Origin of the sequence: Cobetia sp. Dlab-2-AX, assembly GCF_024124625.1 — a bacterium.
GTDB lineage: Bacteria > Pseudomonadota > Gammaproteobacteria > Pseudomonadales > Halomonadaceae > Cobetia.
This window is the reverse complement of sequence record NZ_JAMXRV010000005.1, coordinates 196651-220829: the sequence shown is the minus strand read 5'-3', so window position 1 is coordinate 220829 and position 24179 is coordinate 196651. Positions and strand designations below refer to the sequence as shown.

Sequence of the window (24179 nt, the reverse complement as noted above, 5' to 3'; positions counted from 1 at the left end):
CGCATTTTACATTCCTCTTTATATTTAGATTTTAGGATGTATAGCGTTTTTAGATTGACGAGCGCACCGGACCCCGTCAAGTCTCCCGCCTCTGCCATACCGCGAAGGGAAGCTGGCAAGCCACTGAGATGACGAAAAAAATCGCCCCTACCGGGAACCGGTAGGGGGCGATCAGGCCTCAGCAAGGCGTCAATGTCGTGCGCGGGGCTGTCAGACCCTCACGATTAGATCCTCAATGATCAGACCATGAAAGAAGATCCGCAGCCACAGGTGCTGGTGGCATTGGGGTTCTGGATCATGAAGCGGGCGCCTGCCAGACCTTCCTCATAGTCGATCGTCGAGCCGACCAGATACTGATAGGACAGCGGGTCGATCACGATGGCGGCTTCGCCCAGCTCGACCACGGTGTCGTCATCGGCCAGATCGGTGGCGATATCGAAACCGTACTGGAAGCCGGAACAGCCGCCGCCAGTGACGTAGACCCTGAGACGCAGCTCCGGGTTGGCTTCTTCCGCGCGCAGCGCTGCAATCCGGGCACTGGCGCGCTCGGACAGGTACAACGGCGTGGGGATGAAGCTTTGTGCTTCGCTCATGCGGGCCTCCTGGAAGGAGTCGGAGGCCGGACGCTGAAGATAGCGCCCGGCACGGTATAGAGAACAGAATGACGCCTATTATCCCTATATCCGAGCAAAAGGGTCAACTTTGTCTGACGTGCTGCCTTGCGGGCGTACGCTGGCGGTTCAGGGCATCATCGCCGGCGCACCGACCCCCATCATCTCATCGAGACCGAACATCAGATTGAGGTTCTGGATGGCCTGGCCTGACGCGCCCTTGACCAGGTTGTCGATCACCGACAGCACCACCAGGGTGTCGCCGTTGCCCGGACGATGCAGGGCGATGCGGCACAGGTTGGTACCCCGCACACTGCGCGTCTCCGGATGGCTGCCCAGCGGCATGACATCGACGGCGGGGTGGTCGGCGTAGCGCTGTTCGAACAGCGTCTGCAGATCTTCCAGCGTGCCGCTGAAGCCGCTCAGACGCGGATAGAGGGTGGAGTGGATGCCGCGAATCATCGGCGTCAGGTGCGGGACAAAGGTCAGACCGACCGCGCTGCCGGCTGCCAGGTCCAGCCCCTGGGTGATTTCCGGCAGATGACGGTGGCCGGAGGCGCCGTAGGCCTTCATGGACTCGCCGGCTTCACACAGCAGAGAGCCGACCTTGGCACCGCGACCCGCGCCGGAGACGGCGGACTTGCAGTCGGCGATGATGTTGTCGGTCTCGATCAGGCCGGCTTCCAGCAGCGGGATCAGGCCCAGCTGCACGGAGGTCGGGTAGCAGCCCGGCACCGCGATCAGGCGCGCTTCGCGGATGGCATCGCGATTGACTTCCGGCAGGCCATAGACGGCTTCGCCGAGCAGCTCCGGCGCGCCATGCGGCTGGCCATACCACTCGGCCCAGACGTCGGCGTCCTTGATGCGGAAGTCCGCGGACAGGTCGATGACCCGCGTGCCGCGTGCCAGCAGATCGCCAGCCAAGGCGTGAGCGACACCGTGAGGCGTGGCGAAGAATACGGCGTCACAGGCGGCCAGCACCTCGGCATCCGGCTCGCTGAATGCGAGAGTGTCGTAGTGGCCGCGCAGATTGGGGTACATCTCGTCGACACGCACGCCCTTCTCGCTTCGCGAGGTGATCACGGTCACTTCCACCTGCGGATGGCTGGCCAGGAGCCTGAGGAGTTCCACTCCGGTGTAACCGGTGCCGCCGACGATACCTACCTTGATCATGCTGCCTCCCCGCCTTCGGGCGGTGTCCTGTTGATGCGAGATGTAATCTTGTGTCCGATCTGCTGCTGCGACCTTTGGTGGCCTGTGCGCGAGACAGGCGTTGCGCCATGCTGTGCCGAGCTTGTCGGATTGCGCACGGTCGCGACGGTTCGCAATCGATATGATACACAGGTGTCAGGCGGGCAGTAATGCGCTGCCGACATGGATGTCCTCTGTCATTGCCAGTGCCTTCAAGGAGTCGTGAGTGTCACGCCTGACGCGTCCGCATCTGCCTCGTCCCAGTCTCGACAATTTTCGGCGCAAGCTGGCGGCGGTCGATGCACTCCCGCAACTGTGTCTGCTGGGGCTGGTGGCAGGGCTGCTGACCGGCTCATTGATGGTCGGTTTCCGCCTGCTGTTGAGTGCCGGTGCTCTGGGCTTCATGCCCGATGACAATCCGGAGAACTTCGAAGGGCTTGCCCCCTGGGTGCGCGCCTCGCTGCCGCTGCTGGCGGTGCTGGTGATCGGCATCGTGCTGGGGCGACAGCATCCGGCGCAGCGCAAGCTGGGCATCGGTCATGTCATCGAGCGTTTGACCTATCATCAGGGCAAGATGCCGCTGCGTGCCTGGCTCAATCAGGTCGTGGTCGGGGTCGCGAGCGTGCTCGGCGGCCTGTCGGCGGGGCGTGAAGGCCCGGCGATCCACCTGGGTGCCGGTGCTTCAAGCTGGATCGGCGAGCGTCTCAAGCTGCCCAACAACAGTCTGCGCGTGCTGGTCGCCTGTGGCACGGCGGCGGGCATCTCCGCCTCCTTCAATACGCCGATCGCCGGGGTCATCTTCGCCATGGAAGTGGTGATGATGGAGTACACCCTGATGGGGTTCATGCCGGTGATTCTGGCCTCGACCACCGGCGCGGTGGTCACGCAGATGGTCTACGGCTCGGCACCGGCCTTCGCGGTGCCGTCTCTGTTGCTGCATTCCCTGCTCGACCTGCCCTGGGTCATCGTCACGGCGCTGGTCATCGGCCTGCTGGCGGGGGGCTTCGTGCATCTGGCGCGTCAGCAGGCACGCGTGGCACACCTGTCATGGGGGATGCGCATGGCGCTGGTCGGGGTCTCGACGGCCGTCGTGGCGTGGTGGTATCCCCAGGTACAAGGCATCGGCTATGACAGTCTGGCTCAGTTGCTCGACGGCCAGCTGGCGCTGGATATCCTGTTGGCGCTGGTGGTCGGCAAGCTGGTGCTGTCGGCACTGTGCGTGGCCTGTGGCGTGCCGATCGGCATCATCGGCCCGGTGGTGGTGGCGGGCGCCGCGGCCGGGGCATTGATGGGCATGCTGGGCGGCTGGCTGTTGCCGGACCAGGCCTCGGACATCGCGCTTTACGCCCTGCTCGGCATGGCGGCGATGATGGGTGCGGTGCTTCAGGCGCCACTGGCCGCCCTGATGGCACTGCTCGAATTGACGCATTCGCCGAATATCATCTTGCCCGGCATGCTGGCGGTGGTGGTGGCAGGCCTGACCTGTCGCCAGTTGTGTCACTGCCAGGGCTTCTTCATCTCGACGCTGACGTCGCAGGGACTGCATCCGCTCCAGCAGCCATTGATGCAGGCGCTGTCGCGGGTGGCAGTGCCGGCGGTGATGGAGCGCTCGCTGGTCAGCGTACCGCGCCGCATCACGCGTGAACGTGCTCGCGCCCTGCTCGACAGCAAACCGGTCTGGCTGGTGGTCACGCGCTCGACGCCGGAAAAGCCGATGGTCGCGCTGCCGGCGGCGGATCTGGTGCGTGTGCTGATGGATGAGCACTGGCGGGAGCAGGAAGAGCTCGACCTGCTCGAGATCCCCGCTCAGCGTCTGGATCTCGCGCCCATCCACCTGCAGGCTACCTTGTCCGAGGCCTATGAGCGGCTGCTGCCCAGCGATGTCGATGCCCTCTATGTCGAGCACACTACTGCACCGATGATTCGCAAGATTTCAGGTATCATTACGCGGGATGCAATAGAGAGCTACTATCGCTATACCCCTTGAGACTTGCTGCATTCCCTGTCTCTGGCGTGGCGCTTCGGTGTGTCCTCTGCCTTATGCCCGCGACCGCATACCGCATGGGCCTTTGGCGCCTCGCATGCCATCGTGTCGATCCAGTGGCATCCTGCGCCCCTTGATTGCCTGGCTTTCCTGACCTTCCTGACCCTGACTGACGGAGCTCCCTCATGTATCTGTGGATCAAGGCGTTTCATCTGATTGCCGTAGTGTGCTGGTTTGCGGCTCTGTTCTATCTGCCGCGTCTATACGTCTATCACGCCCAGGCGCGTGATGCCGGCGACCACAAGGCCATCGAGTACTTCAAGACCATGGAGCGCAAGCTCTATCGCGGCATCATGATGCCGTCGATGATCGCGACCCTGGTGCTGGGGATCTGGCTGCTGGCGCTGGTGCCGAGCTTCATGAGCATGGGCTGGATGCACCTCAAGCTGACCATGGTCGTGCTGCTGGTCGGCTATCACCATGCCTGTGGTCTGTATCTGAAGCAGTTCGCCGCCGATACCTGCAAGAGAACCTCGCGCTACTTCCGCTTCTTCAATGAAGTGCCGGTACTGATGCTGGTGGTGATCGTCATCTGCGTCATCGTCAAACCGTTCTGAGGGCTGGTTCAGCCATGACCGAGTACTCAGTGCAACTGCCCTACGTGCTGGTATTGGCGGGGCATGATCCCAGCGGCGGCGCGGGGCTGGTCGCCGACAGCGAGGCGATCCGTGCCGGTGGCGGCTGGGCGCTGACGGTGCCGACGGCACTGACGGTGCAGAACTCCTGCAATGTGCAGGCGGTGATCCCGCAATCGGGCGAGTCGATGCTCGCCATGGCCCGCACCCTGTGTGAGGACTTCCGTCCAGGCGCGCTCAAGATCGGTCTGCTCGCCAGCGAAGCGGCGCTCACGGCGTGCGTGACGCTGATCAAGGAACTCCAGCAGCGCTGGCCGGGGCTGCCCGTGGTATGGGACCCGGTGTTGAAAGCGGGCGGCGGGCTGGAGCTTTCCACCGAGTCGCTCATCCATCAGGCGCGTGAGAGCTTGCTGCCGCACGTGGATGTGCTCACGCCCAACCGCGCGGAGCTTGCGCGGCTGGCGGCCTGCCCTACGGAGATGGGCGACGGCCAACTCGCCGAGCATCTGCTGGCGGCAGGCGCCGGAGCCGTGCTGGTCACCGGTACTGATCCTGTCGAGCGCGATGCTGACCCGCTGGGAAATGACGCTGATTCGCTGGCTGAGCCGTCGGTGATCCATCGTCTGTATCGCCGAGATCATGCCACGCTCGCACTGGACTGCCCGCGACTGACGGGCAGCTTCCATGGCAGCGGCTGCACCCTGGCATCGCACCTGGCGGTGCGTCTGGCACGCGGCATGACATTGCCATCGGCGTGGCAGGCTGCCCAGCAGGCCACCTGGCAGAGTCTCGTCGATGGCCAGCAGCGTGGGCGGAAAGGTGCGTTGCCCGAGGCCCAATTTCTGCCCTGGCGATAGCGCTAATGCCCTTTCGACGCCGGCACCCCTTGCGCTCGCGCGGCTGCAACTCACCCGTGAGTCGCGTTAAGCTGTCGCCATCGACGGCATTCGGGTTATCCACACCCCCTTGCCGCCCCGAGGCTATCGGGCCGTTTCATCGGCTGTGGACAAGCTGCATTCACGTTATCCACAGCGTTTTTATGTCTGATCCCCTTTTCTCCATTTTCGCGGCCGATGAGCCGCCCGCCGCTTATCAAGAGGTATGTCATGACCACGTCCGCTGCCCAGTTCGAACGCGCCAGCCGTCATATTCCCGGTGGCGTCAACTCGCCGGTCCGCGCCTTCAAGGGACTGCATCGTCCGCCGGTGTTCATCGACCATGCCAAGGGCGCGTATCTGTTCGATGTGGAAAATACGCGCTATATCGATTACGTCGGCTCCTGGGGGCCGATGATCACCGGGCACGCCGATGAAGATGTGCTCAGCGCCGTGCGCGAGCGTCTCGAGAGTGGCCTGTCCTTCGGCGCGCCCACCGAGATCGAGTCCGAGATGGCCGAGCTGATCTGCGAGATGCTGCCGAGCCTCGACATGGTGCGCATGACCAACTCCGGCACCGAAGCCACCATGTCGGCGATTCGCCTGGCGCGTGGTTTCACCGGTCGTGACAAGATCGTCAAGTTCGAGGGTAACTATCACGGTCACTCCGACTCGCTGCTGGTCAAGGCCGGCTCCGGCGCGCTGACCCATGGCGAGCCCAGCTCCCCGGGCGTGCCGGCGTCGCTGGCCGAGCACACCATCACACTGGACTACAACGACGCCGAGGGCGTGCGTCGTTGCTTCGCCGAGCTGGGTGACGAGATCGCCTGCATCATCGTCGAGCCGGTCGCCGGCAACATGAACTGCATTCCGCCGGTTCCGGGCTTCCTGGAAAGCCTGCGTGAAGTGTGCGATGCCCACGGCAGCGTGCTGATCCTCGATGAGGTGATGACAGGCTTCCGTGTCGCCCTGGGCGGCGCTCAGGCGCATTACGACATCACGCCGGACCTGACCTGCCTGGGCAAGATCGTCGGCGGCGGCATGCCGGTAGGTGCCTTCGGCGGCAAGCGCGAGATCATGCACCACCTCTCGCCGCTGGGGCCGGTCTATCAGGCGGGGACGCTGGCAGGCAATCCGCTGGCGATGGCCGCTGGCGTCGCGCTGCTGCGCAAGCTCAAGGCGCCCGGCTTCCACGCCGAGCTTGCGCGCAAGGTCGAGATGCTGTGTGAAGGCCTGGAAAGCCGTGCCAAGGCGGCAGGCATCCGTCTTATCACCCAGCATGCCGGTGGCATGTTCGGTGTCTTCTTCACCGATGACGCAGAAGTCAGCAATTTCGCCTCCGCCACGCGCTGCCGTCAGCAGGATTTCGTGACCTTCTTCAACGCGATGCTCGCCGAAGGCGTCTACCTGGCGCCGTCCGCCTATGAAGCCGGCTTCATGTCCGCGGCGCACACCGATGCGGATATCCAGGCCACGCTGGATGCGGCTGAGCGGGTCTTTGCGCAGATGTCCGCATCGAACTGAGTGCGACGCAAGACAGTACCTGAGTCCGCGGGTTGGCCAACGCAGACAGGAACCCGCTCGGCAGGCTGCCGGGCGGGCTGCCATCCGGTACACTTGTCGCCAACGATAGCGATTGCGCTAATGACCTTATAGCCAGCTTGCCCTAGCGGAGACGACCTTGAGCCAGGCCTTGATTCGAGCCCTTCACACAGCCGATTGCTTCGATCACCCAGTGAAGGATATCGAAGTGCACGAGACGCATATCTCGTGGATCGTGCTGACCGGCGACTACGCCTACAAGATCAAGAAGCCGCTGGATTTCGGCAGCTTCCTGGATTTCTCGACCCTTGAGCGCCGCAAGATCCTGTGCGAACAGGAAGTGCGCCTCAACCGCCGTCTGGCACCGACGCTGTATCTGGATACCGTGGCGATCTCGGGCACGCCCGAGGCTCCGCGCATCGGAGACGACAGTGCTGTCTTCGAGTACGCGGTCAAGATGCGCCAGTTCTCCAATCGCCATCTGTTCAGCGCCCTGCAGGCCAGTGGCGAGCTGTCGCTGGAATTGCTGGATGATCTGGTCGACCAGCTGGTGGCCTTCCATGAGCAGGCCGAGCGCATCCAGGGCGATAGCGAGCTGGGTAGCCCGCAGATGGTCAGCCGTACCATCGATAACGAGTTCGAGCTGATTCGTCCCCGCCTCGGCGATGATGCCGAGGCCATCAAGCGACTCGCGCTGCTCAAGCAGTGGACCGAAGAGACCTTCCAGCGCCTCAACCCCGAGTTCGAGCGTCGCTGGCAGGAAGGCTTCGTGCGTGAGACTCACGGCGATATCCACCTGGGTAACGCCGTGCGCCATGAAGGCCGTGCTCTGTTGTTTGACGGCATCGAGTTCAATGAAGAACTGCGCTGGAACGATGTCGGTTGTGACCTGGCCTTCCTTGTGATGGATCTCGAAGCGCGTGATGAGCAGGCCTTTGCCCATCATGCACTCAACCGTTATCTCGAGCTCTCCGGTGATTACTCGCTGGTGCGTCTGCTGCCGTACTACAAGATTTATCGCGCACTGATCCGGGCCAAGGTGGCGATGATTCGCTATCACCAGCCGGACCTGTGTGAAGCGGATCGGGCCGATGTGCTGGCCGAGTACGAGCGCTATATCGAGCTGGCGGAGCGTTATAGCGAGATCCGCTTCCCTTACATGATCATCGGTGTGGGTGTCTCCGGTAGCGGCAAGAGTCGCTTCACGGAAGAGATGGTGCGTGAGCTGGGCGGCGTGCGTATTCGCAGTGATGTGGAGCGCAAGCGCCTGTATGGCTTTGCGGCGGATGCCGATACCGAGTCCGGGCTCAATGGTGGCATCTATACGCCGCAGGCCACCCATGCGACCTACGAGCGACTCTCGCATCTGTCCGCCACGCTGCTGGAATCGGGTATCCCCGTCTGCATCGATGCCACCTGCCTGAAGAAGGTGCAGCGTGATCGCCTGCGTCATGAGGCAGAAGCCCGTGGCCTGCCGGTGCTGATGATCAGCTTCGAGGCCGATGACGAGACGCTGCGCAAGCGCATCATCAAGCGCAGCCAGCGCAGTGGTGAGGCGTCCGAGGCAGGTCTCGAGGTGCTCGACAAGCAATTGGCCAATCGCGAGCCATTCGCACCGGAAGAGCATGGTCAGCTGGTCCACATCGACACGACAGCGCCCAACGCCAATGTCACCTTGGCTCGCCTGATTCGTGAGCAGCTCAGGCTACATTGAGACGAGCGATCATTGTCATGGGGCATGGCGGAATGAGCGCCATGCCCTTTTTTGTATTGCATAGTGCGCTCCCGAGTGAGCCTTGGCTTTGGTTGGGAAGCTATGCATCTGGAAAGGAAATATCATGCGCCAACAATGGGTAAATACTGCCGCCGCTGCCATCAGTCTGGCACTGCTCGCGGGCTGCTCCAGCCAGCCGACAACCGCTGATCTCATGCGCGGTCAGGCTGAGGAAGCCAAGGCTGTCGCCAAGGTGCGTGACCAATTGGCAGATCAGTGGGAAGAAGGCAAATCACTGGTCGCGGCAGGTGAGAAGCAGATCGTCAGTGGTGAGAATCTGGTCAATGATGGCGAATCCAATATCACCAAGGGCCAGGCGCTGATCGACAAGGGCAATGGTCAGATCAAGAAGGGCAAGGCGCGGATCGTCGGCGGTAACAAGCAGGTCAGTAAGGGCCGCCAGATGGTGGATGAAAGCCTTGAGAGTTATCGCAAGTCCTTCCCGGAGGGGGCCGTGACAGCGCCAAAGAAGTAACGTGTCGCTGCGTTAGGTGTTTCGCGGTTGGCACTGGAAGGCCGCTGACAACCCTGTCAGCGGCCTTCCATTATATGGATCCACTGGGTGGGAAAACGAAAAACCCCGCTTGCGCGGGGTTCTGTAAGACATCCTGGCTGGGGCATGATCAGTACTGCATCACGTTGGCCACGTTGCCACCGCCAGTCTGGGTGATGGTGGAAGTGTTGGTGAAACCAGTCTGCGTCACATTGGCAGTATTCGGCGCAAAACTCATGAAGCCGCCAGCCTGCTGCAGAATGGTGGATTCGTTATGTCCGCCTACCTGCAGCACGGTCGCACTGTCGTTGTAACCGGTCTGGGTAATGTAGGACTCGTTATCAACAGCCCAAACCTGCGTGACATTGGCATCGTTATTGAAACCGCTTTGCTCAATCACGGCTAGATTGCCCAGGCCAGCCTGCTTGATATCAGAGTCATTGAAGGCGCCGCTTTGAATGACCATGCTGCGGTTACCGTAACCATACTGGTCTATCTCTGAGTCATTGTGGAAGTCAGACTGAGATACGCTGGCACGGTTGTAGCCCCCCCCCTGATTGATCTCGGAGTCGTGTGACGTGCCGCTTTGCATGACACGAGCTCGCTGATGCTTGCCGGATTGTGCGATGTCCGAGTCACTGAAAGCCCCCGTCTGCATGACACGTGCCTTGCTGTACTTTCCGCTCTGCAACACGCTGGAGTCATGGTAGATGCCGCTCTGGCTGACGGAAGCGACGTTGTATTCACCGCTCTGTTCGACATCCGAATCATGGCCGAGGCCCATTTGGATCACGGTCGCTTTCTCGTGACTACCGCTTTGCGTGGCGATGGACGAGTTGAAGGCGCCTGTCTGGGTCACGGTCAAGTCATTGAAACGACCACTTGAGTTCGGGCCGCTATCGCCTTGCTTGGAGACGGAGTTGTTACGCAGGCCATCCTGCGTGATGGTTGCCGTGTTCTTGAAGCTTTTCTGGTCGACATCGGCGTGGTTGCGGCGCCCCTCCTGGTAGACAGTTGCTATCTGTGCCTGACCCCTCTGCAGGACATCCGTCATATTGGCCAGGCCTTGCTGATTGACACTGGCAATGCTCGCGACGCCGCTCTGGTAGACAGTGGCGCCGTTGAAGGCACCTGTCTGGTCGATATCACTGGTATGCTCGCCAGCGTTGAACGGGTTTCCATTGCGATCACCTTGGGTGACCATCGCGCCATTAGCGAAACCGGTCTGATCGATGTCGGAAGCATTGTCCACTGCCATCGCATGTGAAGAAAAAGCGACAGCGGCAGCCAGCAAGCTCATTTGGATTTTCATGGTTTGTTCCCTTGTGTAGATCGTTTTTTGAGTTGTGTTTTTATTTTTTATTTGCTTCTGGTCGTGCATCCCCTGACATGATGACGGTCTGGTTTTTCGTTATCCGCGACATGACATCATGTTGTACTGCTACTGCTCTTTTGTGCCCTTGCCAGGAGGCTGTGTTCGTCATGCAGGACTCTTGACTACATGTAAGTGAGAACCTCTCCTAGCCAGGCAAAATTCGTATTGTCGATTCGACGAAAGCGAATATTAAGTTACCATCTTCACAAGACTTATTGTCATATGACAATGTCATGTAAGTCATTGTAGTAAAGATCATTGTTGTATGACCTGGACACGCATATGGCCCCGTGAATATTGAGTGATACTTGCCGGTACCTGACTACTGGCCTGTTGTAGAAGCGTGGCGCTTCCCCCGATACCTATCTGCTGAATGCTGGCGCTTTGCCCAACGCCTTGCTGAATGATCAGCGCAGCATGATATTGGCCATGTTGAAGAATGCTGGCTTCATGCAGGGCACCCTCTTGCAGCGTGTATGCCGTGTTCCCATTGCCATACTGATCGACCTCTGCTTCATTCAGAGCACCGCTCTGGCGAATCAATGAGACATTGCTATTGCCATGCTGAGCGATCATCGCTGTGTTGTACGTGCCAGATTGCTCGATGACGGCCACTGAGTGGCTGCTTCCCAATTCGGAGGTGGTCGCCAGGTCATTGGCCAACACCCACAAGCTGAGTGTCAGTGATGAGAAGAAAAGGCAGGCCTGTAGCATTCTTCTTTGTTGATGCTTTGCCGTAGCCATGGCACGAGTCCATCCAGGTGACCGTCTAAGTGACCTAACTATTGTTCTTTATCGAGGCCATCACCATCAGTCATTTTCGGGTTTATGAGGGCTAGAGATTGCTACTCATAATGTCTTGCCAAATAGCGGCGAGTAATGACAAAGAGTGGTCAGGTTTTCAGCACCGTTCAGGGAGATATTACTGTTGACGGTATTAGGCGCATGATATTTCATGATTTGTTATTTTGTTTATTTCTTATGTTTGTACCAATACGAAAAAAGGCAGCCACCTCTTGCGAGGTGACTGCCTTTTGAGGGAGAGAGAATCACTGCGAATACCACGATACTCTCTGCGGGGGCTTGAATATGGGTTGGCTCTACAACATCGGAGTCGGGGCTTGCAGATAATCCATCAGCTCTGATGTCTGAAGGCTGCCCGGGTCCTGGAGAACCCAGAGCTGGCGTTCGACGCCTTGCGCAATCAAGTGAATCACGGCAGATTCGATGGCGGACATGACCGCCATCTGTACGGGTTCATTGCTGGTATACCCCGCCTCCATCTCCAGCAAGCGACTGAAATCGATGAAGCGATAGACGCCCGCCCTCAGCTCGCGTGAGTAGATCGTCTTGCTGGTATTGACGTTGGCGATGACCTGCCCCGTGGTGATATCGACAGCGCGCAGATTGACCGTCACCTGGTCCACCTGATACTGACCAGAGGCGCCGATGCCGAAGTATTCTGCGCCTGCGCCACCTGTTCTGACATTGGAGTCGAAGGCAATGATGCCACCCTCGAACAGCAGGTTGGCGGCTTGCAGCGCGGCAAGATCATTCTGGCCCGTGCGTTCCATGTTGGCGCGGATGATCTTGCGCTCTGTCAGCAGGTTCTGCAGTCCTACGCGCTCGAGGGGGATGAACCAGCCGGAGTCCGACAATGCGGCGCTCAGCATGGCGGCGCCGCCTTGGGTGACCGCCGTAGAGAAAGTACTGGCAGGGGCAGGCCGGTACTGGCCTGTCTGGTCACGGAAGTCATAGATGGCGACCGGAATACGTCCGGCAGGGGGTGGTAGACTGATCAGGTCCTGATAGGTGGCGGTTCTTGGCATCAAGGTGCTGGGCACCCCTTCAAGACCCTGGGTATTGGCAACCATCGGCGCACAGCCTGCAAGCGCCAGGCTGGCAGCGGCCAGCATGAGAGTGAGTATCTTCATTGGACGAAACCCTTCATCAGTAGCGGATCAGAATGAATTGCCTGATGTGCCGAGGTTGATGACGGTGGTTTCACCTGTGGCGCGGTCAAGCACCTGCATGGAGAAACCGCCATTGCCGTTGCTGACCACTTCAATGCGCAGCTGCGCACTGTCGATCACGCTGGAACGGCCGGGCTCCGTAGCTTCTACAGCGTCGGTGATGGCATCAGAGACCAGGCTATTACGCAGGTCATTGATGAAGATTTCGGTATCGGAGAGGCTATCGAAAGAGTAGGCATCAGGATCCTCGTGGGTGTCCTGGGCCTGGGCCTTGCCAAGCAGGTAGCTGCCATTGAGAGGGTTGCCACCAAAGCTCGGGTTGATGGGCTGATAGATGAGTTCACCGGCATATAGCGGCATCGCCGACAACAGCAACGACACCGCGAGTGTCTGATGCTTCATGATGTTCCCCTGTTCCCTTGCGTATTGTCAGGGTCTCCGTGTCCGGAGCCCATTTATTATGTCGGTCTTCGATACATCAGAATTCGTCACCGGCCATGTCCGGGTCATTGCGCAGGGCTTCCATGACCTTGCGACGCAGGAACTGGTCGGAGACGCTTGATACAGCGGCGCTGGCGTACATATCCACGTCATTCAGGCGCGGAGGGAGCGTCGCTTCATACAGAACGTTGTTGCCTTCGGTGATCCAGATGAGGCTGCCCCAGCGTGCAGAGGGGCGTTCGTGGATACTGAGAGATGTGTTGCGGATGGCTGGACTGTCGAGGCGTTGCTGGCTGAACTGGCGGAAGAAGGTCTTGCCGATCATGGTCATGGTGCGATCGATCATCACTCCATTCAGACCGTCGGAGAGCGTGGGGCGCGCGCGCTGGATGGCGACCCCATCCTCTCCCTGACGGCGAGCCTGCTGCTCTTCACTGGCAACGGATACCTCGGGTCGCACCGCCTCCGGCGCGGATTGCGCGAAGGCGGGCGACAGACTGAAGCATGTCAGTCCCCAGGCGAGTACCTGGCGGCTTATCATGCCCCAACCGTTCACGACATCTGTGCTCTGCGAGCGATGCGTGGGGTGCGCGAGACAGGCATGGCCAGGTTCTGACGTGCCCAGTTCATGGCCTGAATGCGGTTATGCACCTTGATCTTGCGGAAGATGTTGTAGAGATGTGACTTGACCGTGTGTTCACTGACGAACAGCTGGTCAGCAATCTCGGTATTCGAGGCGCCCGTGCCCAGCAAGCCGATGATTTCCACCTCACGCTGGGTCAGACCACAGACTGGGCGATAGGCGTTGAGCTGCTGACGGCGATAGAAATCCAGCAGGCGGGTCATTAGCGGTCGGGACATCCACATGTCGCCTTCCAGCAGTTTCGCGATGCCCTTGCTGATCAGTGAGAGGCTGTCCTGTCGGTAGAACACGCCTTGAAGATGGGTACTGACCAGCAGGCTGGCAGCTTCCTCTTCATCACTGATGTTGATAGCGGCCAGCTCTGTGCTGGCATCCTGGCTGGCATCTGCATCCCAGCGTTGCATCGTGCCTTCATCGACGTGGTCGGTGTCCAGCAGCACTATCGTTCTTTCTGCCTGCCCGGGTGTGTAATCCTCGTCGGGGCTTGCGGAAGCCACCTGACACTCAAGCTGCTGGCGAATGTACTCCATGAAAAGCGCTGACTGCGGATTGCAGTCAGTCACCAGCAGCACCATTGCGTTCCCTGTAATCATGGTGCGAGACCTCTGAGTTGTCGTACCGATTTTTCTTGGCGGAGCCATATCTGAAGTATGGTTGGGGTCATCCTGTGGGATGGGGAAGATGACGCGTTGGGCATTACGCGTTTGTCCCTATCCAAGGATTGCGCGATAAGGCAGATATGGCAACCACTTATAAATAATTTATAAGTTATGCAGGTAGCTTTTTCAGTCCTTTTGCGTTCGATGCACCAAAAAGAACTGGAAAAACAGTGCACAACCTTGGAAGACGACGAGGCAAGTGTAATATCCTCGCTGGTAAGTACAATAAAAACCAAACCTTTGCACTTTTTTACCAAGCTTTCCACAAGTTAAAAGGTACCACATACCTAATGCCGAAATGCTTCTGTTCAGTGTTATTGCGTAACCTTGCTTGTCTTTTTGTATCCTCTCATTCAGTGAGTGTCAGGAATACGACGCAGCACTGCGTATGAGTCATTTCACGCTTGAAAAGTGAAGCGCTTACTACGCGTAGCCGGTTTGAGGCATGCTCTGTCACTGTGGTGATCTCACAGATCCACCTGCTGGAAGACATGCTCGTCCAGCGTCACCTGAGCCTCAGGATTCCGGCTCCGTCGTACGCTTGGGGATGTAAAAATTGAGGTGCTCGTGGGCCCATTGGATCGCTTGATGGCGGTTGTGGACTCTGATCTTGCGAAAGATGTTATATAAATGAGACTTCACGGTGTGTTGGCTCAACATCAATCTATGCGCGATATCTGCATTACTTTGCTGTGATGCAACGAGTGACAATATTTCCAGCTCCCGTTGTGTCAGTCCCATGACAGGCTGGAAGGCAATCTGTAGTTGTTGACGATAATGACGAATCAATGTCTGCATGGTGTTGCGAGTCAGCCAGTTTTCATTCTCGAGTATCTTGCCGATACCCTTGCTGATTTGTTCAAGGCTGTCGTGGCGATAGAAGATTCCGCTGAAGGGAATATTCAGAAGTAGTGAGATGGCATCGTCTTCATGCTCGACATTGAAGGCAGCGATCTTGTCGATATGGCTCCATCGCATCATCTGGGCCAGACTGCACTGGGTGCTGTCGATCAGCACCAGGCAGGGAGATGACGGCAGTGGGGCTTCATGGTGGCAGGCCTCGACGACACATTTCAGTGTCTCTTGCAGGTACTCGACGAACAGTTCGGTCTGCGGTGAAGGGCTTGTCACGAACAGGACTCTGGTAGCAGTCATGGGGCGCTCCTGTCGCAAGCGTTTTGGGGGCTCATCATCAGCAGGCTGAGGCGGAGACATGAATCCACGGTGATTCGATGGTTGTCTTGAAGTCTAGTCGAGTGACATCTGAGGGCTGGCGCTGCGCATAGTGCTAGATGGCATAACGAACATTTCTTTTAATTCCTACTTCAAAGCTATAAAAATCATCGAGTTACGCGTTTTTTTCGGTTGATGCTTACTTCCTTGAGCCGCGAGGCACAGACAAATCCTGCACAGGCATTAGCCCGCGCTGGGGCAGATAGCCTGTATCGGCCTGTCAGTCATCAAGTTGAGCACATGAGTGACATCGGCCCATGACACCAAGAATCTCAGTCGTGCCTGTCGCAGACCCCTTGCGTGTACGCACCGGCCTCACGCGCTAGAATGGGGGGGCTGCAAGCGCCTCGCCCGTGTGACTCACACGCGGCCGCATTCTCGTTGTTCCTATCCCGGAGATTCACATGTCCGCTTCTTCTCTCGTACTGGCCAGTGGCAATGCCGGCAAGCTACGTGAATTTTCCCACCTGCTCGCACCACTGGGGATCGAACCGATTCCTCAAGGGCAGCTGGGAGTGAGTGACGCCGAAGAGACAGGGCTGACCTTCGTCGAGAATGCGTTGATCAAGGCACGCCACGCCGCAGAGGTCACCGGCCTGCCGGCATTGGCAGATGATTCCGGGATCGAAGTCGATGCGCTGGGTGGGGAGCCGGGCATCTATTCCGCACGCTTTGCCGCGCGGCGTCAGCAAGGTAGTGGTGATGGTGACAACAACGCCGCCCTGTTGGCAGCACTTGAGGGCGTGCCTGAGCACGCGCGTACGGCGCGCTACTGGTGCGTGCTCGTCTATCTGCGCCATGCGACAGACCCGGTGCCGATCATCGTTCAGGCCAGTTGGGAAGGGCGTGTCCTTGACGCGCCACAAGGCGAGGGGGGCTTCGGTTATGACCCGCTTTTCTGGCTGCCGGAGCATGACATGACCGCCGCCGCCCTGGATGCCGAGACCAAGAACCGGCTCAGCCACCGGGGGCGTGCGATGCAGCAGTTGCTCGAGGCGCTTGTCGCGCAGAGCGGGCAGGCGTGATGTCCGCAGCGAACCTGCCGCCTCTGTCGCTCTATATTCACGTGCCGTGGTGCGTGCGCAAGTGCCCCTACTGTGACTTCAACTCCCACGGGGTCGGGCGTGATGCCGGCTTGCCTGAAGCGGAATACATCACGGCACTGCTGGCCGATCTCGATCAGGACCTGCAGTTGCTGCAGGGCCAGCCCGAGCGTGAATTGCACAGCATCTTCATCGGCGGCGGCACGCCGAGTCTGCTGAGCGGGGCGGCTTACCAGCGACTTTTCGATGGCCTGCGGGCGCGCATGACGTTCTCTGCCGACTGCGAGGTCACGCTGGAGGCCAACCCCGGCACGCTGGAGCAGGGCCGCTTTGCCGCCTATCGCGCCGCCGGTATCAATCGCTTGTCATTGGGCGTGCAGACCTTCCAGCCGGAGCAGCTCGAGGTGCTGGGGCGCATCCACTCCGCTGAAGAAGCCGGGCGCGCGGTGGCCAGCGCACGGGCGGCGGGCTTCGACAATTTCAATATCGATCTGATGCATGGCCTGCCGGGCCAGACATTGGAGACCGCGCTGGATGATATCCGGCGCGCCCTGGCACTCAAGCCGACCCATCTGTCCTGGTATCAATTGACGCTGGAGCCGAATACCGAGTTCTATTCGCGCCCGCCGGTACTGCCGGAAGATGATCTGCTGTGGGATATCCAGGATCACGGTCACGCCGAGCTGGAGGCTGCCGGTTTCCGTCGTTACGAGATTTCCGCCTATGCCCTTGAAGGGCGCAGCGCGCGTCATAACCTCAACTACTGGAAGTTCGGTGATTACCTGGGCATCGGAGCGGGCGCGCACGGCAAGTTGACGTTGTTGAAAACCGACTCGGATGGGAACTTGAACGGCGAGTTGCAACTCCAACGCCGTTGGAAAAGTCGTCAGCCTGAAGCGTACTTGCGCAGGATGCAGGACCCTCGCGGGTTCGTGGCGGGCCAGCAGGAAATTGACCGCGATGAGCTGGCGCTGGAGTTCATGATGAATGCACTGCGCTTGACCGGGGGTGTCAGTTTCGAGGATCTGCGTCGCACGACCGGGCTGGATCGCGAGGCATTGGAGCCGGGCCTGAGCCAGGCGCGCTCGCGCGGGCTGATCGTTGAGGATGACGTGCTGTTGCGCGCCACGTCCCAGGGCTTATTGTTCCTCAATGACCTGCTGGCCATGTTCGACACCTGATTGATCAGGCATTATCGGAGGCATGACGATTATTTGCGCAATTGTCGTCTTGCCTTTAATGAGTGTGTAAATAGGGAGCGTTACCATGAAGAAGTCTGTACTCCTGGCCCTGCCATTGGCAGCCGCCGTCGCGATGGCGGGTTGTACCACGACCAACCCGTATACCAATGAGCAGCAGACCTCCAGTGCGGCGAAGGGTGCCGGCATCGGTGCGGTCGTCGGCGCAATCGCCGGGGCGACCAAGAGTGGTAACCATCGTCTCGACAAGGCGCTGATCGGTGCCGCTGCGGGTGCCGCCGCGGGCGGTGGTATCGGCTATTACATGGATGTTCAGGAAGCCAAGCTGCGTGATCAGCTGCAGGGCACCGGTGTCAGCGTGACGCGTGTCGGCGACCAGATCATCCTCAACATGCCGTCCAACGTCACCTTCGGCTCCGACTCCAGCACCCTGTCCGGCCAGATTCAGCCGGTCATGAATGGTGTCATCACCGTGCTCAAGGAATACGACGAGACGCGCGTCAACATCGCGGGCTATACCGATTCCACAGGTGCCAGCAACTACAACCAGAACCTGTCCGAACTGCGTGCCCAGGCCGTCGGCAACTATCTGGCCAATGGTGGCATCGCCTTCAACCGTCTGAACATGCGCGGTTATGGTGAAGCCAGCCCGGTGGCATCCAACGACACCGCCTCCGGGCGCGCCCAGAACCGTCGCGTCGAGATCACGCTGACGCCGATGGAAAGCTGAGTATCCACCAGCTGCCATGGCGACATGACGGTGAATGACCACGAGGCCTGCGCATTTGCGTGGGCCTCGTTGCTTGGCAAGTACAGCTTTTGGGGTGACAAGTGATCATCTCTGCTATCCTTCAGCCCCTTCGGCGGCCTTGTCTGGTTTTCCTCTCGTCGCCGCCCCCCGATTTCTCTCTGCTGCCTCGCTGGATGTGGCAGATATCGCCGTATCAAGGAGGCGCTCTTGCTCGCCTATCAGCACGCCTATCACGCTGGCAATTTTGCCGACCTGCACAAGCACCTGCTCGCCACCACCCTGGCCGAGCAGCTATTACGTAAAGAATCTCCCGTTACGTTTATCGACACTCACGCCGGTCGTGGCTGGTATCCGCTGGCGGCCCGCGAGACGGAACAGCTGCGCGAATACGAGCAGGGCGTTCTGCCGTTGTGGCAGGTGCGTGACCGCTGGTTGACCGATGCGGGCGAGCCACGCTCATCGGCAGCGGACAAGCCTCTGGCGCGCTGGCTGGCGCGTCTGGCGGATATGCAGCCGGAGACGGGCAAGGGTAGTGCCGGCGAGTTGAGTGTCTATCCCGGTTCGCCCTGGTGGCTGAGCCAGTCGCTGCGTCGTGGCGATCGCCTGTTGGCCTATGAGCTGCATCCGGGCGAGATCTACCACTTCGATCAGGCGCCGGTGCAGCGTGACAGCCTCGGCAAGGTCATGCGTCGTCAGCAGGATGGTCTGTCCGGTCTGTTGGCGGCCGTGCCGGTCACCACGCCGCGCGTCGCCGTACTGATCGACCCCAGCTATGAGCTGAAGAATGATTACCGTGATGTCGCCGAGGTCGTGGTCGAGACTCTGCGCAAGTCACGTCATGCCACCATCATGATCTGGTACCCGCTGCTGCCGGCAGGGCGTCAGCATGACCTGCTCGAGCGCCTCAAGAAGCATTCGCCGGCACCGATGTGGCGCAGTGAGCTGACGATCGATTCGCCGGAAGGCGAGCACGGCATGTACGGCTCCGGCATGCTGGTGATCAATCCGCCGTGGCAGTTCGACCGTCAGTTCTCCACCGCCATGCAGGAAGTGGTCAAGGTGCTCAAGGGCGCGCTGCCGGCTCCGCAGTCGGTTGCCGTCGAGCACAAGGGCCTGTGGTGGCTGTCGGAGGAGGTCGCACGCGAGCGCAGCGAGCCCAAGCCAATGTCGCGCGAGCGACTGCTGGCACTGCGCAAGCTCAATCAGAAGGTCAAGCGTGACAGTGATGTCGAGGTGACCCAGGCCAAGCCGAAGCGCGAGAAGCTCAAGCGTGGTGAAGGCTGGGCCAAGCCACGTGTTCGCAGCGACGGTGCGACATCCAAGGCCAAGGGCAAGCGCCATTCCGCGACCGCCAAGCCCAAGACCAGCATCAAGGCCCAGATCAAGGATCAGGTGCATGGGCATTCCGCGCCGAGCCGCAAGCGCGTCAGCGAGAAGCCTGTCGAGCGCAAGTCGACGGCCGCTGTCGAACCGACTCGTCCGCGTGGCAAGGGCGAGACGGCAGGCAAGGGCACGGGCAAGGATTCTGCCAGCTGGAGCGACTGGTCCTCCAGCGTGCCGGGCAAGGGCCGCCGCGAAGGTTCCACGCGGGTCAGCATGCGCAGCACGCCGGCGATCGGTCGTGATGGTCAGGTCAACCCGAACAGCACGACCAAACTGCCCAGAAAGTACGCGGCCAAGCAGCGTCCCGAAGACAACAAGGATGTCGGCAAGCCGCTGGATGCGCGTGAAGCGCGTGCCCTGCGTGAGAAGCAGGAAAGCAATGCCATGAGAGGCAAGGCGGCCAAGGGCGGCGCCAGCAAGGAAAGCTCTGGCAAGTCAGCGCCTGGCAAGACCGCTTCTGGCAAGACAGCGCCTGGCAAGAAACAGAGCAACAAGCCACGCGGCCCTCGCAAGCCGTGATGGTTGAGGTGAACGCAGAACGCTGAGCGCCATATCATGAGCTCGGATTGCAAACGCCCCCATAGGCCATGCCTGTGGGGGCGTTTGCATTGTGGGGGCCGTTGGCCTGCCTGATCAGTGCGCGATGTCTTCTCGCCATAGCCGCCGATAGAGGCCGGATTCTGCCATCAGGGCATCATGGGTCCCCAGCTGGGTGATGCGGCCCTGTTCCAGCACCAGCAGGCGGTCCGCATCGCGCACCGTGGCAAGCCGGTGTGCCACCACGATCAAGGTCACTTCGCCACGTAGCTCATGCAGTGCCTGCTGCAACAGGGCTTCGGTATGGCTATCGATGCTGGCGGTTGCCTCATCCAGCAACAGCACGCGTGGTGTCGTGACCAATGCGCGTCCGAGCGCCAGCAATTGGCGCTCACCCGTGGAGAGGCTGAGGCCGCGCTCGCCCAGCAAGGTGTCGAGCCCCAGCGGCAGACTATCGATCAGCGGTGCCAGGTGCGCCTTGTGCAGAATCCATGACAGTTTCTGCTGGCTGATCTCACGCCCCAGCAGCAGGTTGTCGCGCAGTGTCGTGGCGCGGATGAAGGGCTCCTGCGGGACGACGGCGATTGCGGTAGCGCGTTGTCGAGCCGACCACTCCATCAGCGGACGACCATCCAGCAGCAGCTGAGTCCCCGGGGCAGGGCGCTGCCCGCTGAGCAGGTCAAGCAGGGTGGACTTGCCGCTGCCCGTCGGGCCGACCACGCCGAGAAACTCACCGCTCTCGATGGCAAGCGTCAGGCCTTTGAGGGCCGAGCCCTCCGCACCCTGATGGCGGAACGTCAGCTGCTCGAGTTGATAGTGACCACTCGCTATCACGGTGTTGTCGGTGTGCCCACCCGTGGATTTCCTCGCAGCGCGCTTATCTGGCTCAGGCGTCTCGCGCGGCCGGTCCAGGACCTCTTCCAGCCGGCCTGTCGCCACCAGCGCCGACTGGAAGACTTGCAGTCGCTGTGTGATCTGGATCAGGGGCTCGCTGATGCGACCCAACCAGGCGATGAACGCGTAGAGCACCCCCAGTTCTGCACCGCCGCCCAGTTCGCGCAGCCCGAACACGGCGACCAGCGAGAGCGTGATCAGCATCGCCATCAGGTCGATGGCCGAACGCAACAGCAGCCCCGACACACGCACCGTGCGCATGCGCGCCTGATACTGGGAGACGTTGAGGTGATGGTAGCGCTGACTGAAGCGTTCGGTCTGGTTGCTTGCCTGCAGCACACTCATGCCGCCGATCGCCTCGGCGATTCTGGCATTCTGCAAGGCGCGCAGGCGGCGTACCTCGCGTGCAGCACGCCCGGAGAAGCGCTGATACAGCCAGATCATGCCGATGGAGAGCGGGACCAGCGCCGTCGCGATCATCGCCAGGGTGCCATCCATCAGGGCCATCGCCGACAGGATGCCGATCAACAGCACCACATTGCCGATCAGTGTCGCCAGCACCCCGATATACAGCTCCTTGAGCGACTCGGTGTCGTTGGTCACGCGGGCCACCAATTCACCGGCGGCGATATTGTCGAGGGTCGATAGAGGTTGATGCAGCAGGTGTGTGAAGACTCGCTCACGGATATCGCGCACGCTGGCGAGGGCCAGACGGGCAAAGCGCAGCTGCTGGAAATAGCGCCCGGCGGCGGCGCCCAGCTGGGTGATCACGTAGATGGCCACCAAGCCTGCCAGGGCCTCGGGAGCGAGGTTGCCGGGAATCAGGTAGTCATCCAGATAGCGCTGGGTCAGCCACGGGCCAAGCACATCCAGTACGGTCGCCGCGATCAGGATCAACAGCGCGCGCAGGACCTCTGCGCGGCGCCTGCCCAGCGGTTGCCAGAGCAATGCCAGCCGCCGTCGGCTGAGCAGGCGAGTGCCGCTGAGGGTGTCGTGTCGTGTCGCGGCATCCTGGCTCATGAGCGCTCCGCCTTGGCATCGTCTTCGCGGCTGACCTGCTGGGCCTGCCAGAGGCGCCAGTAGGCGCCTCGGGCGGCCAGCAGACTGGCGTGATCGCCCTGTTCCAGGATGCACCCGTCCTCGAGCACCAGAATCTGCTGGCAGGCCTGTACGGCAGACAGGCGATGGGAATTGATGATCAGCGTGCGCTGGAGGCCGTGGTGATCGGGCTGCTGCAGACGCGCCAGAGTCCTTAGCAGAGTGCGTTCGGTGACCTGGTCGACCGCCGACAGGGTGTCGTCCAGCAGCAGGATAGGCGCCTCGCTGAGCAGGCTGCGTGCCAATGCCAGTCGCTGACGCTGACCGCCGGAGAGTGTGATGCCTCGCTCACCCACCAGCGTTCCCAACCCTTGGGGGAGGCGGCGCAGATCCTCCTCGAAGGCTGCGGCGCGCAGCGCCTCACGGATTTGCTCGTCAGAGGCCTCGGGGCAGGCGAGAGCGACATTGTCGGCCACCGAGAGCGCAAACAGGAACGGGTCCTGGGGAACCAGTGAGAACTGCTGGCGCCAAACCGATAGTGTGTACTCACTCGCTTCTCTGCCGCCGAGCGTCAAGACCCCTTGCTCAGGCGTCAGAGGCCAGCTGCGCGACAGCAGACGCAGCAAGGTGGACTTGCCACTGCCGGTCGCGCCAACGATCCCCAGACTGCCCCCTGCCGCCACCTGAAGGGAGAGAGGGCCCAGAGCACGTTGCTGGTTGCCCGGGTAGTGGAATTCATTGATTTCAAGGCGTAGTGAATGGTCGCTGACATTGTCCAGGGTGCCGCTGTCCTCAAGGGCTTCTGGTGCGGCGTGGAAGGTAGCCAGCCGCCGTGCGGCTGCCGCGCCGCGCTGCAGGATATTCAGGCACCAGCCAAGCGCGAACATCGGCCAGATCAACTGCGCCAGATAGAGCGTGAAGCTGGTCAGTTGGCCCAGGGTGATGGCGTCATCCAGATAGCGCCAGCTACCCACGCCCAGGGTCAACAGCGTCGCCGCCGAGAGCGCAATGAACACCACCGGATCAAAGGCTGCCTCCAGCTTCTGGACGCGATAATCGACGGCTTCGGCGGCGGCGGCACGCTGCGAGAACCTTGCGCCTTCATCCTCCAGCAAGGCATGGCTTCTGAGCATGCGAATGCCGGCGAAGGCTTCCTGGGTCTGGTCATTCAGGTCCGAGAAGCGCTCCAGCGATTCGCGGAAACGCTCTCCGATCCGTCGCGAGATGCGTGCGAAGGCCCAGGCCATGAAGGGGAAGGGCAACAGCGCGAGCAGCGTCAGCGGCACATCGATGGCGATCAGCATGATGCCGAGCACCAGCACGAAGGTCATGGCGCCATCGACGCTGGACAGCACGCCTTCCGCGGCGGCCATCTCCACGGCATCGATGTCCTGACTGGCGTGCGCCATCAGGTCTCCGGTGCGATGGCGCTGGTAGAAGCCGGGGTCCAGGCGCGTCAGCTTGGCATGGAAGGCATCACGTTGCTCCGTCCCTAGCTGATAGGCGGTACCGAACAGCGTCACGCGCCAGGCATAGCGCAGTGCATAGAGCGCGAGCCCCGCGCCTATCAGCCATAACAGGCGGTTCAGCAAGGCGTCGTGGTCGAGGCTGCCGTCACGCAACGCGTCGATGGTGGCGCCGATCGCCCACGGCAACAGCAGATTCAGCCCCGCGACCCCGATCAGGAACGCGATGGCCAGCAGATAGCGGGGCCAATGGCGGGTGAAGAAGTCGAGCAGCAGGTGGCGCAACGGGGCCTCGGGGAGAGGCCCGGCAGTCAGCTCGGCGGCGGGGGCCGGCGGGGGTGAGGCACTGGAGTCACGGGACTCGCGATGGGCATCCTGCGGTCTGTTCGATGTCGCGCGTCCCGCCATGTCGGCTCCCTGTCTGCCCCTGCCCGCCTCC

21 protein-coding genes are annotated in these 24179 nt (G+C 60.8%); 10 read left to right on the top strand and 11 right to left on the bottom strand.

Features of this window, described 5'->3' with window-relative positions; genetic code table 11:
• Positions 1 to 239: 239 nt before the first annotated feature.
• Together erpA and argC are read right to left on the bottom strand one after the other, a co-directional pair.
• A complete protein-coding gene (erpA, locus tag NH396_RS10610) occupies positions 240 to 593 on the bottom strand; it encodes an iron-sulfur cluster insertion protein ErpA (protein ID WP_043331693.1) in 354 nt (117 codons plus the stop codon).
• A 147-nt stretch (positions 594 to 740) separates the two neighbouring features.
• Positions 741 to 1784: an N-acetyl-gamma-glutamyl-phosphate reductase gene (gene argC, locus NH396_RS10605; RefSeq protein ID WP_253063530.1), complete on the bottom strand. Its 1044-nt coding sequence runs from the start codon at positions 1782 to 1784 to the stop codon at positions 741 to 743.
• 253 nt (positions 1785 to 2037) lie between these two features.
• Here argC and NH396_RS10600 point away from each other — a divergent pair, with 253 nt between their 5' ends.
• The 6 genes from NH396_RS10600 to NH396_RS10575 all read left to right on the top strand — a co-directional run bounded on the left by NH396_RS10600 (position 2038) and on the right by NH396_RS10575 (position 9087).
• Entirely contained in the window at positions 2038 to 3789 is a 1752-nt protein-coding gene (locus NH396_RS10600) for a chloride channel protein (RefSeq protein WP_253063609.1), read from the top strand.
• 182 nt (positions 3790 to 3971) lie between these two features.
• Positions 3972 to 4403: a protoporphyrinogen oxidase HemJ gene (hemJ, locus tag NH396_RS10595; RefSeq protein ID WP_043331686.1), complete on the top strand. Its 432-nt coding sequence runs from the start codon at positions 3972 to 3974 to the stop codon at positions 4401 to 4403.
• Positions 4404 to 4417: 14 nt separating this feature from the next.
• Positions 4418 to 5278: a hydroxymethylpyrimidine/phosphomethylpyrimidine kinase gene (locus tag NH396_RS10590; protein ID WP_253063520.1), complete on the top strand. Its 861-nt coding sequence runs from the start codon at positions 4418 to 4420 to the stop codon at positions 5276 to 5278.
• 249 nt (positions 5279 to 5527) lie between these two features.
• Positions 5528 to 6820 (top strand): glutamate-1-semialdehyde 2,1-aminomutase, encoded by a 1293-nt coding sequence (gene hemL / locus NH396_RS10585; RefSeq protein WP_176678570.1) that lies wholly within the window; start codon positions 5528 to 5530, stop codon positions 6818 to 6820.
• Positions 6821 to 7046: 226 nt separating this feature from the next.
• Complete coding sequence (locus NH396_RS10580; RefSeq protein WP_253063519.1) at positions 7047 to 8552, top strand: bifunctional aminoglycoside phosphotransferase/ATP-binding protein; 1506 nt, start codon at positions 7047 to 7049, stop codon at positions 8550 to 8552.
• Between the two features lie 124 nt (positions 8553 to 8676).
• Complete coding sequence (locus NH396_RS10575) at positions 8677 to 9087, top strand: hypothetical protein (protein ID WP_253063517.1); 411 nt, start codon at positions 8677 to 8679, stop codon at positions 9085 to 9087.
• 148 nt (positions 9088 to 9235) lie between these two features.
• Here NH396_RS10575 and NH396_RS10570 read toward each other — a convergent pair whose 3' ends face one another.
• The 7 genes from NH396_RS10570 to NH396_RS10540 form a co-directional block, all read right to left on the bottom strand.
• Complete coding sequence (locus NH396_RS10570) at positions 9236 to 10417, bottom strand: hypothetical protein (RefSeq protein WP_253063515.1); 1182 nt, start codon at positions 10415 to 10417, stop codon at positions 9236 to 9238.
• Positions 10418 to 10735: 318 nt separating this feature from the next.
• Entirely contained in the window at positions 10736 to 11224 is a 489-nt protein-coding gene (locus NH396_RS10565) for a hypothetical protein (protein ID WP_253063513.1), read from the bottom strand.
• 356 nt (positions 11225 to 11580) lie between these two features.
• Positions 11581 to 12414, bottom strand: coding sequence for a CsgG/HfaB family protein (locus NH396_RS10560; protein ID WP_176675815.1), 834 nt, complete (start codon positions 12412 to 12414; stop codon positions 11581 to 11583).
• Between the two features lie 27 nt (positions 12415 to 12441).
• On the bottom strand, positions 12442 to 12855 hold the full coding sequence (locus NH396_RS10555; RefSeq protein WP_176675816.1) for a curli assembly protein CsgF: 414 nt from the start codon (positions 12853 to 12855) through the stop codon (positions 12442 to 12444).
• Positions 12856 to 12931: 76 nt separating this feature from the next.
• Positions 12932 to 13435 carry a curli production assembly/transport protein CsgE gene (locus NH396_RS10550; protein WP_253063511.1) on the bottom strand — a complete coding sequence of 168 codons (504 nt, stop codon included), beginning with the start codon at positions 13433 to 13435 and terminating at the stop codon, positions 12932 to 12934.
• 11 nt (positions 13436 to 13446) lie between these two features.
• Positions 13447 to 14130, bottom strand: a complete 684-nt coding sequence (locus NH396_RS10545; protein ID WP_176675818.1) for a LuxR C-terminal-related transcriptional regulator — start codon at positions 14128 to 14130, stop codon at positions 13447 to 13449.
• 582 nt (positions 14131 to 14712) lie between these two features.
• Positions 14713 to 15351, bottom strand: coding sequence for a LuxR C-terminal-related transcriptional regulator (locus NH396_RS10540; protein ID WP_176675819.1), 639 nt, complete (start codon positions 15349 to 15351; stop codon positions 14713 to 14715).
• Positions 15352 to 15833: 482 nt separating this feature from the next.
• Here NH396_RS10540 and rdgB point away from each other — a divergent pair, with 482 nt between their 5' ends.
• The 4 genes from rdgB (at position 15834) to rlmJ (ending at position 20324) form a co-directional block, all read left to right on the top strand.
• Positions 15834 to 16454 carry an RdgB/HAM1 family non-canonical purine NTP pyrophosphatase gene (gene rdgB, locus NH396_RS10535; protein WP_253063509.1) on the top strand — a complete coding sequence of 207 codons (621 nt, stop codon included), beginning with the start codon at positions 15834 to 15836 and terminating at the stop codon, positions 16452 to 16454.
• Positions 16454 to 17653 carry a radical SAM family heme chaperone HemW gene (gene hemW / locus NH396_RS10530; RefSeq protein WP_253063500.1) on the top strand — a complete coding sequence of 400 codons (1200 nt, stop codon included), beginning with the start codon at positions 16454 to 16456 and terminating at the stop codon, positions 17651 to 17653. The genes rdgB and hemW overlap by 1 nt, the downstream gene beginning before the upstream one ends.
• Positions 17654 to 17738: 85 nt before the next feature.
• Positions 17739 to 18401, top strand: a complete 663-nt coding sequence (locus NH396_RS10525; protein ID WP_253063498.1) for an OmpA family protein — start codon at positions 17739 to 17741, stop codon at positions 18399 to 18401.
• Between the two features lie 228 nt (positions 18402 to 18629).
• Positions 18630 to 20324: a 23S rRNA (adenine(2030)-N(6))-methyltransferase RlmJ gene (gene rlmJ, locus NH396_RS10520; RefSeq protein ID WP_253063496.1), complete on the top strand. Its 1695-nt coding sequence runs from the start codon at positions 18630 to 18632 to the stop codon at positions 20322 to 20324.
• A 114-nt stretch (positions 20325 to 20438) separates the two neighbouring features.
• Here the strand turns inward: rlmJ and NH396_RS10515 are convergent, their stop codons facing one another.
• Together NH396_RS10515 and NH396_RS10510 are read right to left on the bottom strand one after the other, a co-directional pair.
• Complete coding sequence (locus tag NH396_RS10515) at positions 20439 to 22256, bottom strand: ABC transporter transmembrane domain-containing protein (protein ID WP_253063494.1); 1818 nt, start codon at positions 22254 to 22256, stop codon at positions 20439 to 20441.
• The gene (locus tag NH396_RS10510; RefSeq protein ID WP_253063492.1) at positions 22253 to 24148 is read right to left on the bottom strand and encodes an ABC transporter transmembrane domain-containing protein; all 1896 of its coding nucleotides are present in this window, start codon (positions 24146 to 24148) and stop codon (positions 22253 to 22255) included. The genes NH396_RS10515 and NH396_RS10510 overlap by 4 nt, the downstream gene beginning before the upstream one ends.
• Between the last annotated feature and the right edge of the window lie 31 nt (positions 24149 to 24179).

What these genes read in the sequence shown, in the direction of transcription:
- erpA (WP_043331693.1), bottom strand. Translation starts at nt 593, where the DNA reads ATGAGCGAAGCACAAAGCTTCATCCCCACGCCGTTGTACCTGTCCGAG.
- argC (WP_253063530.1), bottom strand. Translation starts at nt 1,784, where the DNA reads ATGATCAAGGTAGGTATCGTCGGCGGCACCGGTTACACCGGAGTGGAA.
- hemJ (WP_043331686.1), top strand. Translation starts at nt 3,972, where the DNA reads ATGTATCTGTGGATCAAGGCGTTTCATCTGATTGCCGTAGTGTGCTGG.
- NH396_RS10590 (WP_253063520.1), top strand. Translation starts at nt 4,418, where the DNA reads ATGACCGAGTACTCAGTGCAACTGCCCTACGTGCTGGTATTGGCGGGG.
- hemL (WP_176678570.1), top strand. Translation starts at nt 5,528, where the DNA reads ATGACCACGTCCGCTGCCCAGTTCGAACGCGCCAGCCGTCATATTCCC.
- NH396_RS10575 (WP_253063517.1), top strand. Translation starts at nt 8,677, where the DNA reads ATGCGCCAACAATGGGTAAATACTGCCGCCGCTGCCATCAGTCTGGCA.
- NH396_RS10570 (WP_253063515.1), bottom strand. Translation starts at nt 10,417, where the DNA reads ATGAAAATCCAAATGAGCTTGCTGGCTGCCGCTGTCGCTTTTTCTTCA.
- NH396_RS10565 (WP_253063513.1), bottom strand. Translation starts at nt 11,224, where the DNA reads ATGGCTACGGCAAAGCATCAACAAAGAAGAATGCTACAGGCCTGCCTT.
- NH396_RS10560 (WP_176675815.1), bottom strand. Translation starts at nt 12,414, where the DNA reads ATGAAGATACTCACTCTCATGCTGGCCGCTGCCAGCCTGGCGCTTGCA.
- NH396_RS10555 (WP_176675816.1), bottom strand. Translation starts at nt 12,855, where the DNA reads ATGAAGCATCAGACACTCGCGGTGTCGTTGCTGTTGTCGGCGATGCCG.
- NH396_RS10550 (WP_253063511.1), bottom strand. Translation starts at nt 13,435, where the DNA reads ATGATAAGCCGCCAGGTACTCGCCTGGGGACTGACATGCTTCAGTCTG.
- NH396_RS10545 (WP_176675818.1), bottom strand. Translation starts at nt 14,130, where the DNA reads ATGATTACAGGGAACGCAATGGTGCTGCTGGTGACTGACTGCAATCCG.
- NH396_RS10540 (WP_176675819.1), bottom strand. Translation starts at nt 15,351, where the DNA reads ATGACTGCTACCAGAGTCCTGTTCGTGACAAGCCCTTCACCGCAGACC.
- rdgB (WP_253063509.1), top strand. Translation starts at nt 15,834, where the DNA reads ATGTCCGCTTCTTCTCTCGTACTGGCCAGTGGCAATGCCGGCAAGCTA.
- hemW (WP_253063500.1), top strand. Translation starts at nt 16,454, where the DNA reads ATGTCCGCAGCGAACCTGCCGCCTCTGTCGCTCTATATTCACGTGCCG.
- NH396_RS10525 (WP_253063498.1), top strand. Translation starts at nt 17,739, where the DNA reads ATGAAGAAGTCTGTACTCCTGGCCCTGCCATTGGCAGCCGCCGTCGCG.
- NH396_RS10515 (WP_253063494.1), bottom strand. Translation starts at nt 22,256, where the DNA reads ATGAGCCAGGATGCCGCGACACGACACGACACCCTCAGCGGCACTCGC.
- NH396_RS10510 (WP_253063492.1), bottom strand. Translation starts at nt 24,148, where the DNA reads ATGGCGGGACGCGCGACATCGAACAGACCGCAGGATGCCCATCGCGAG.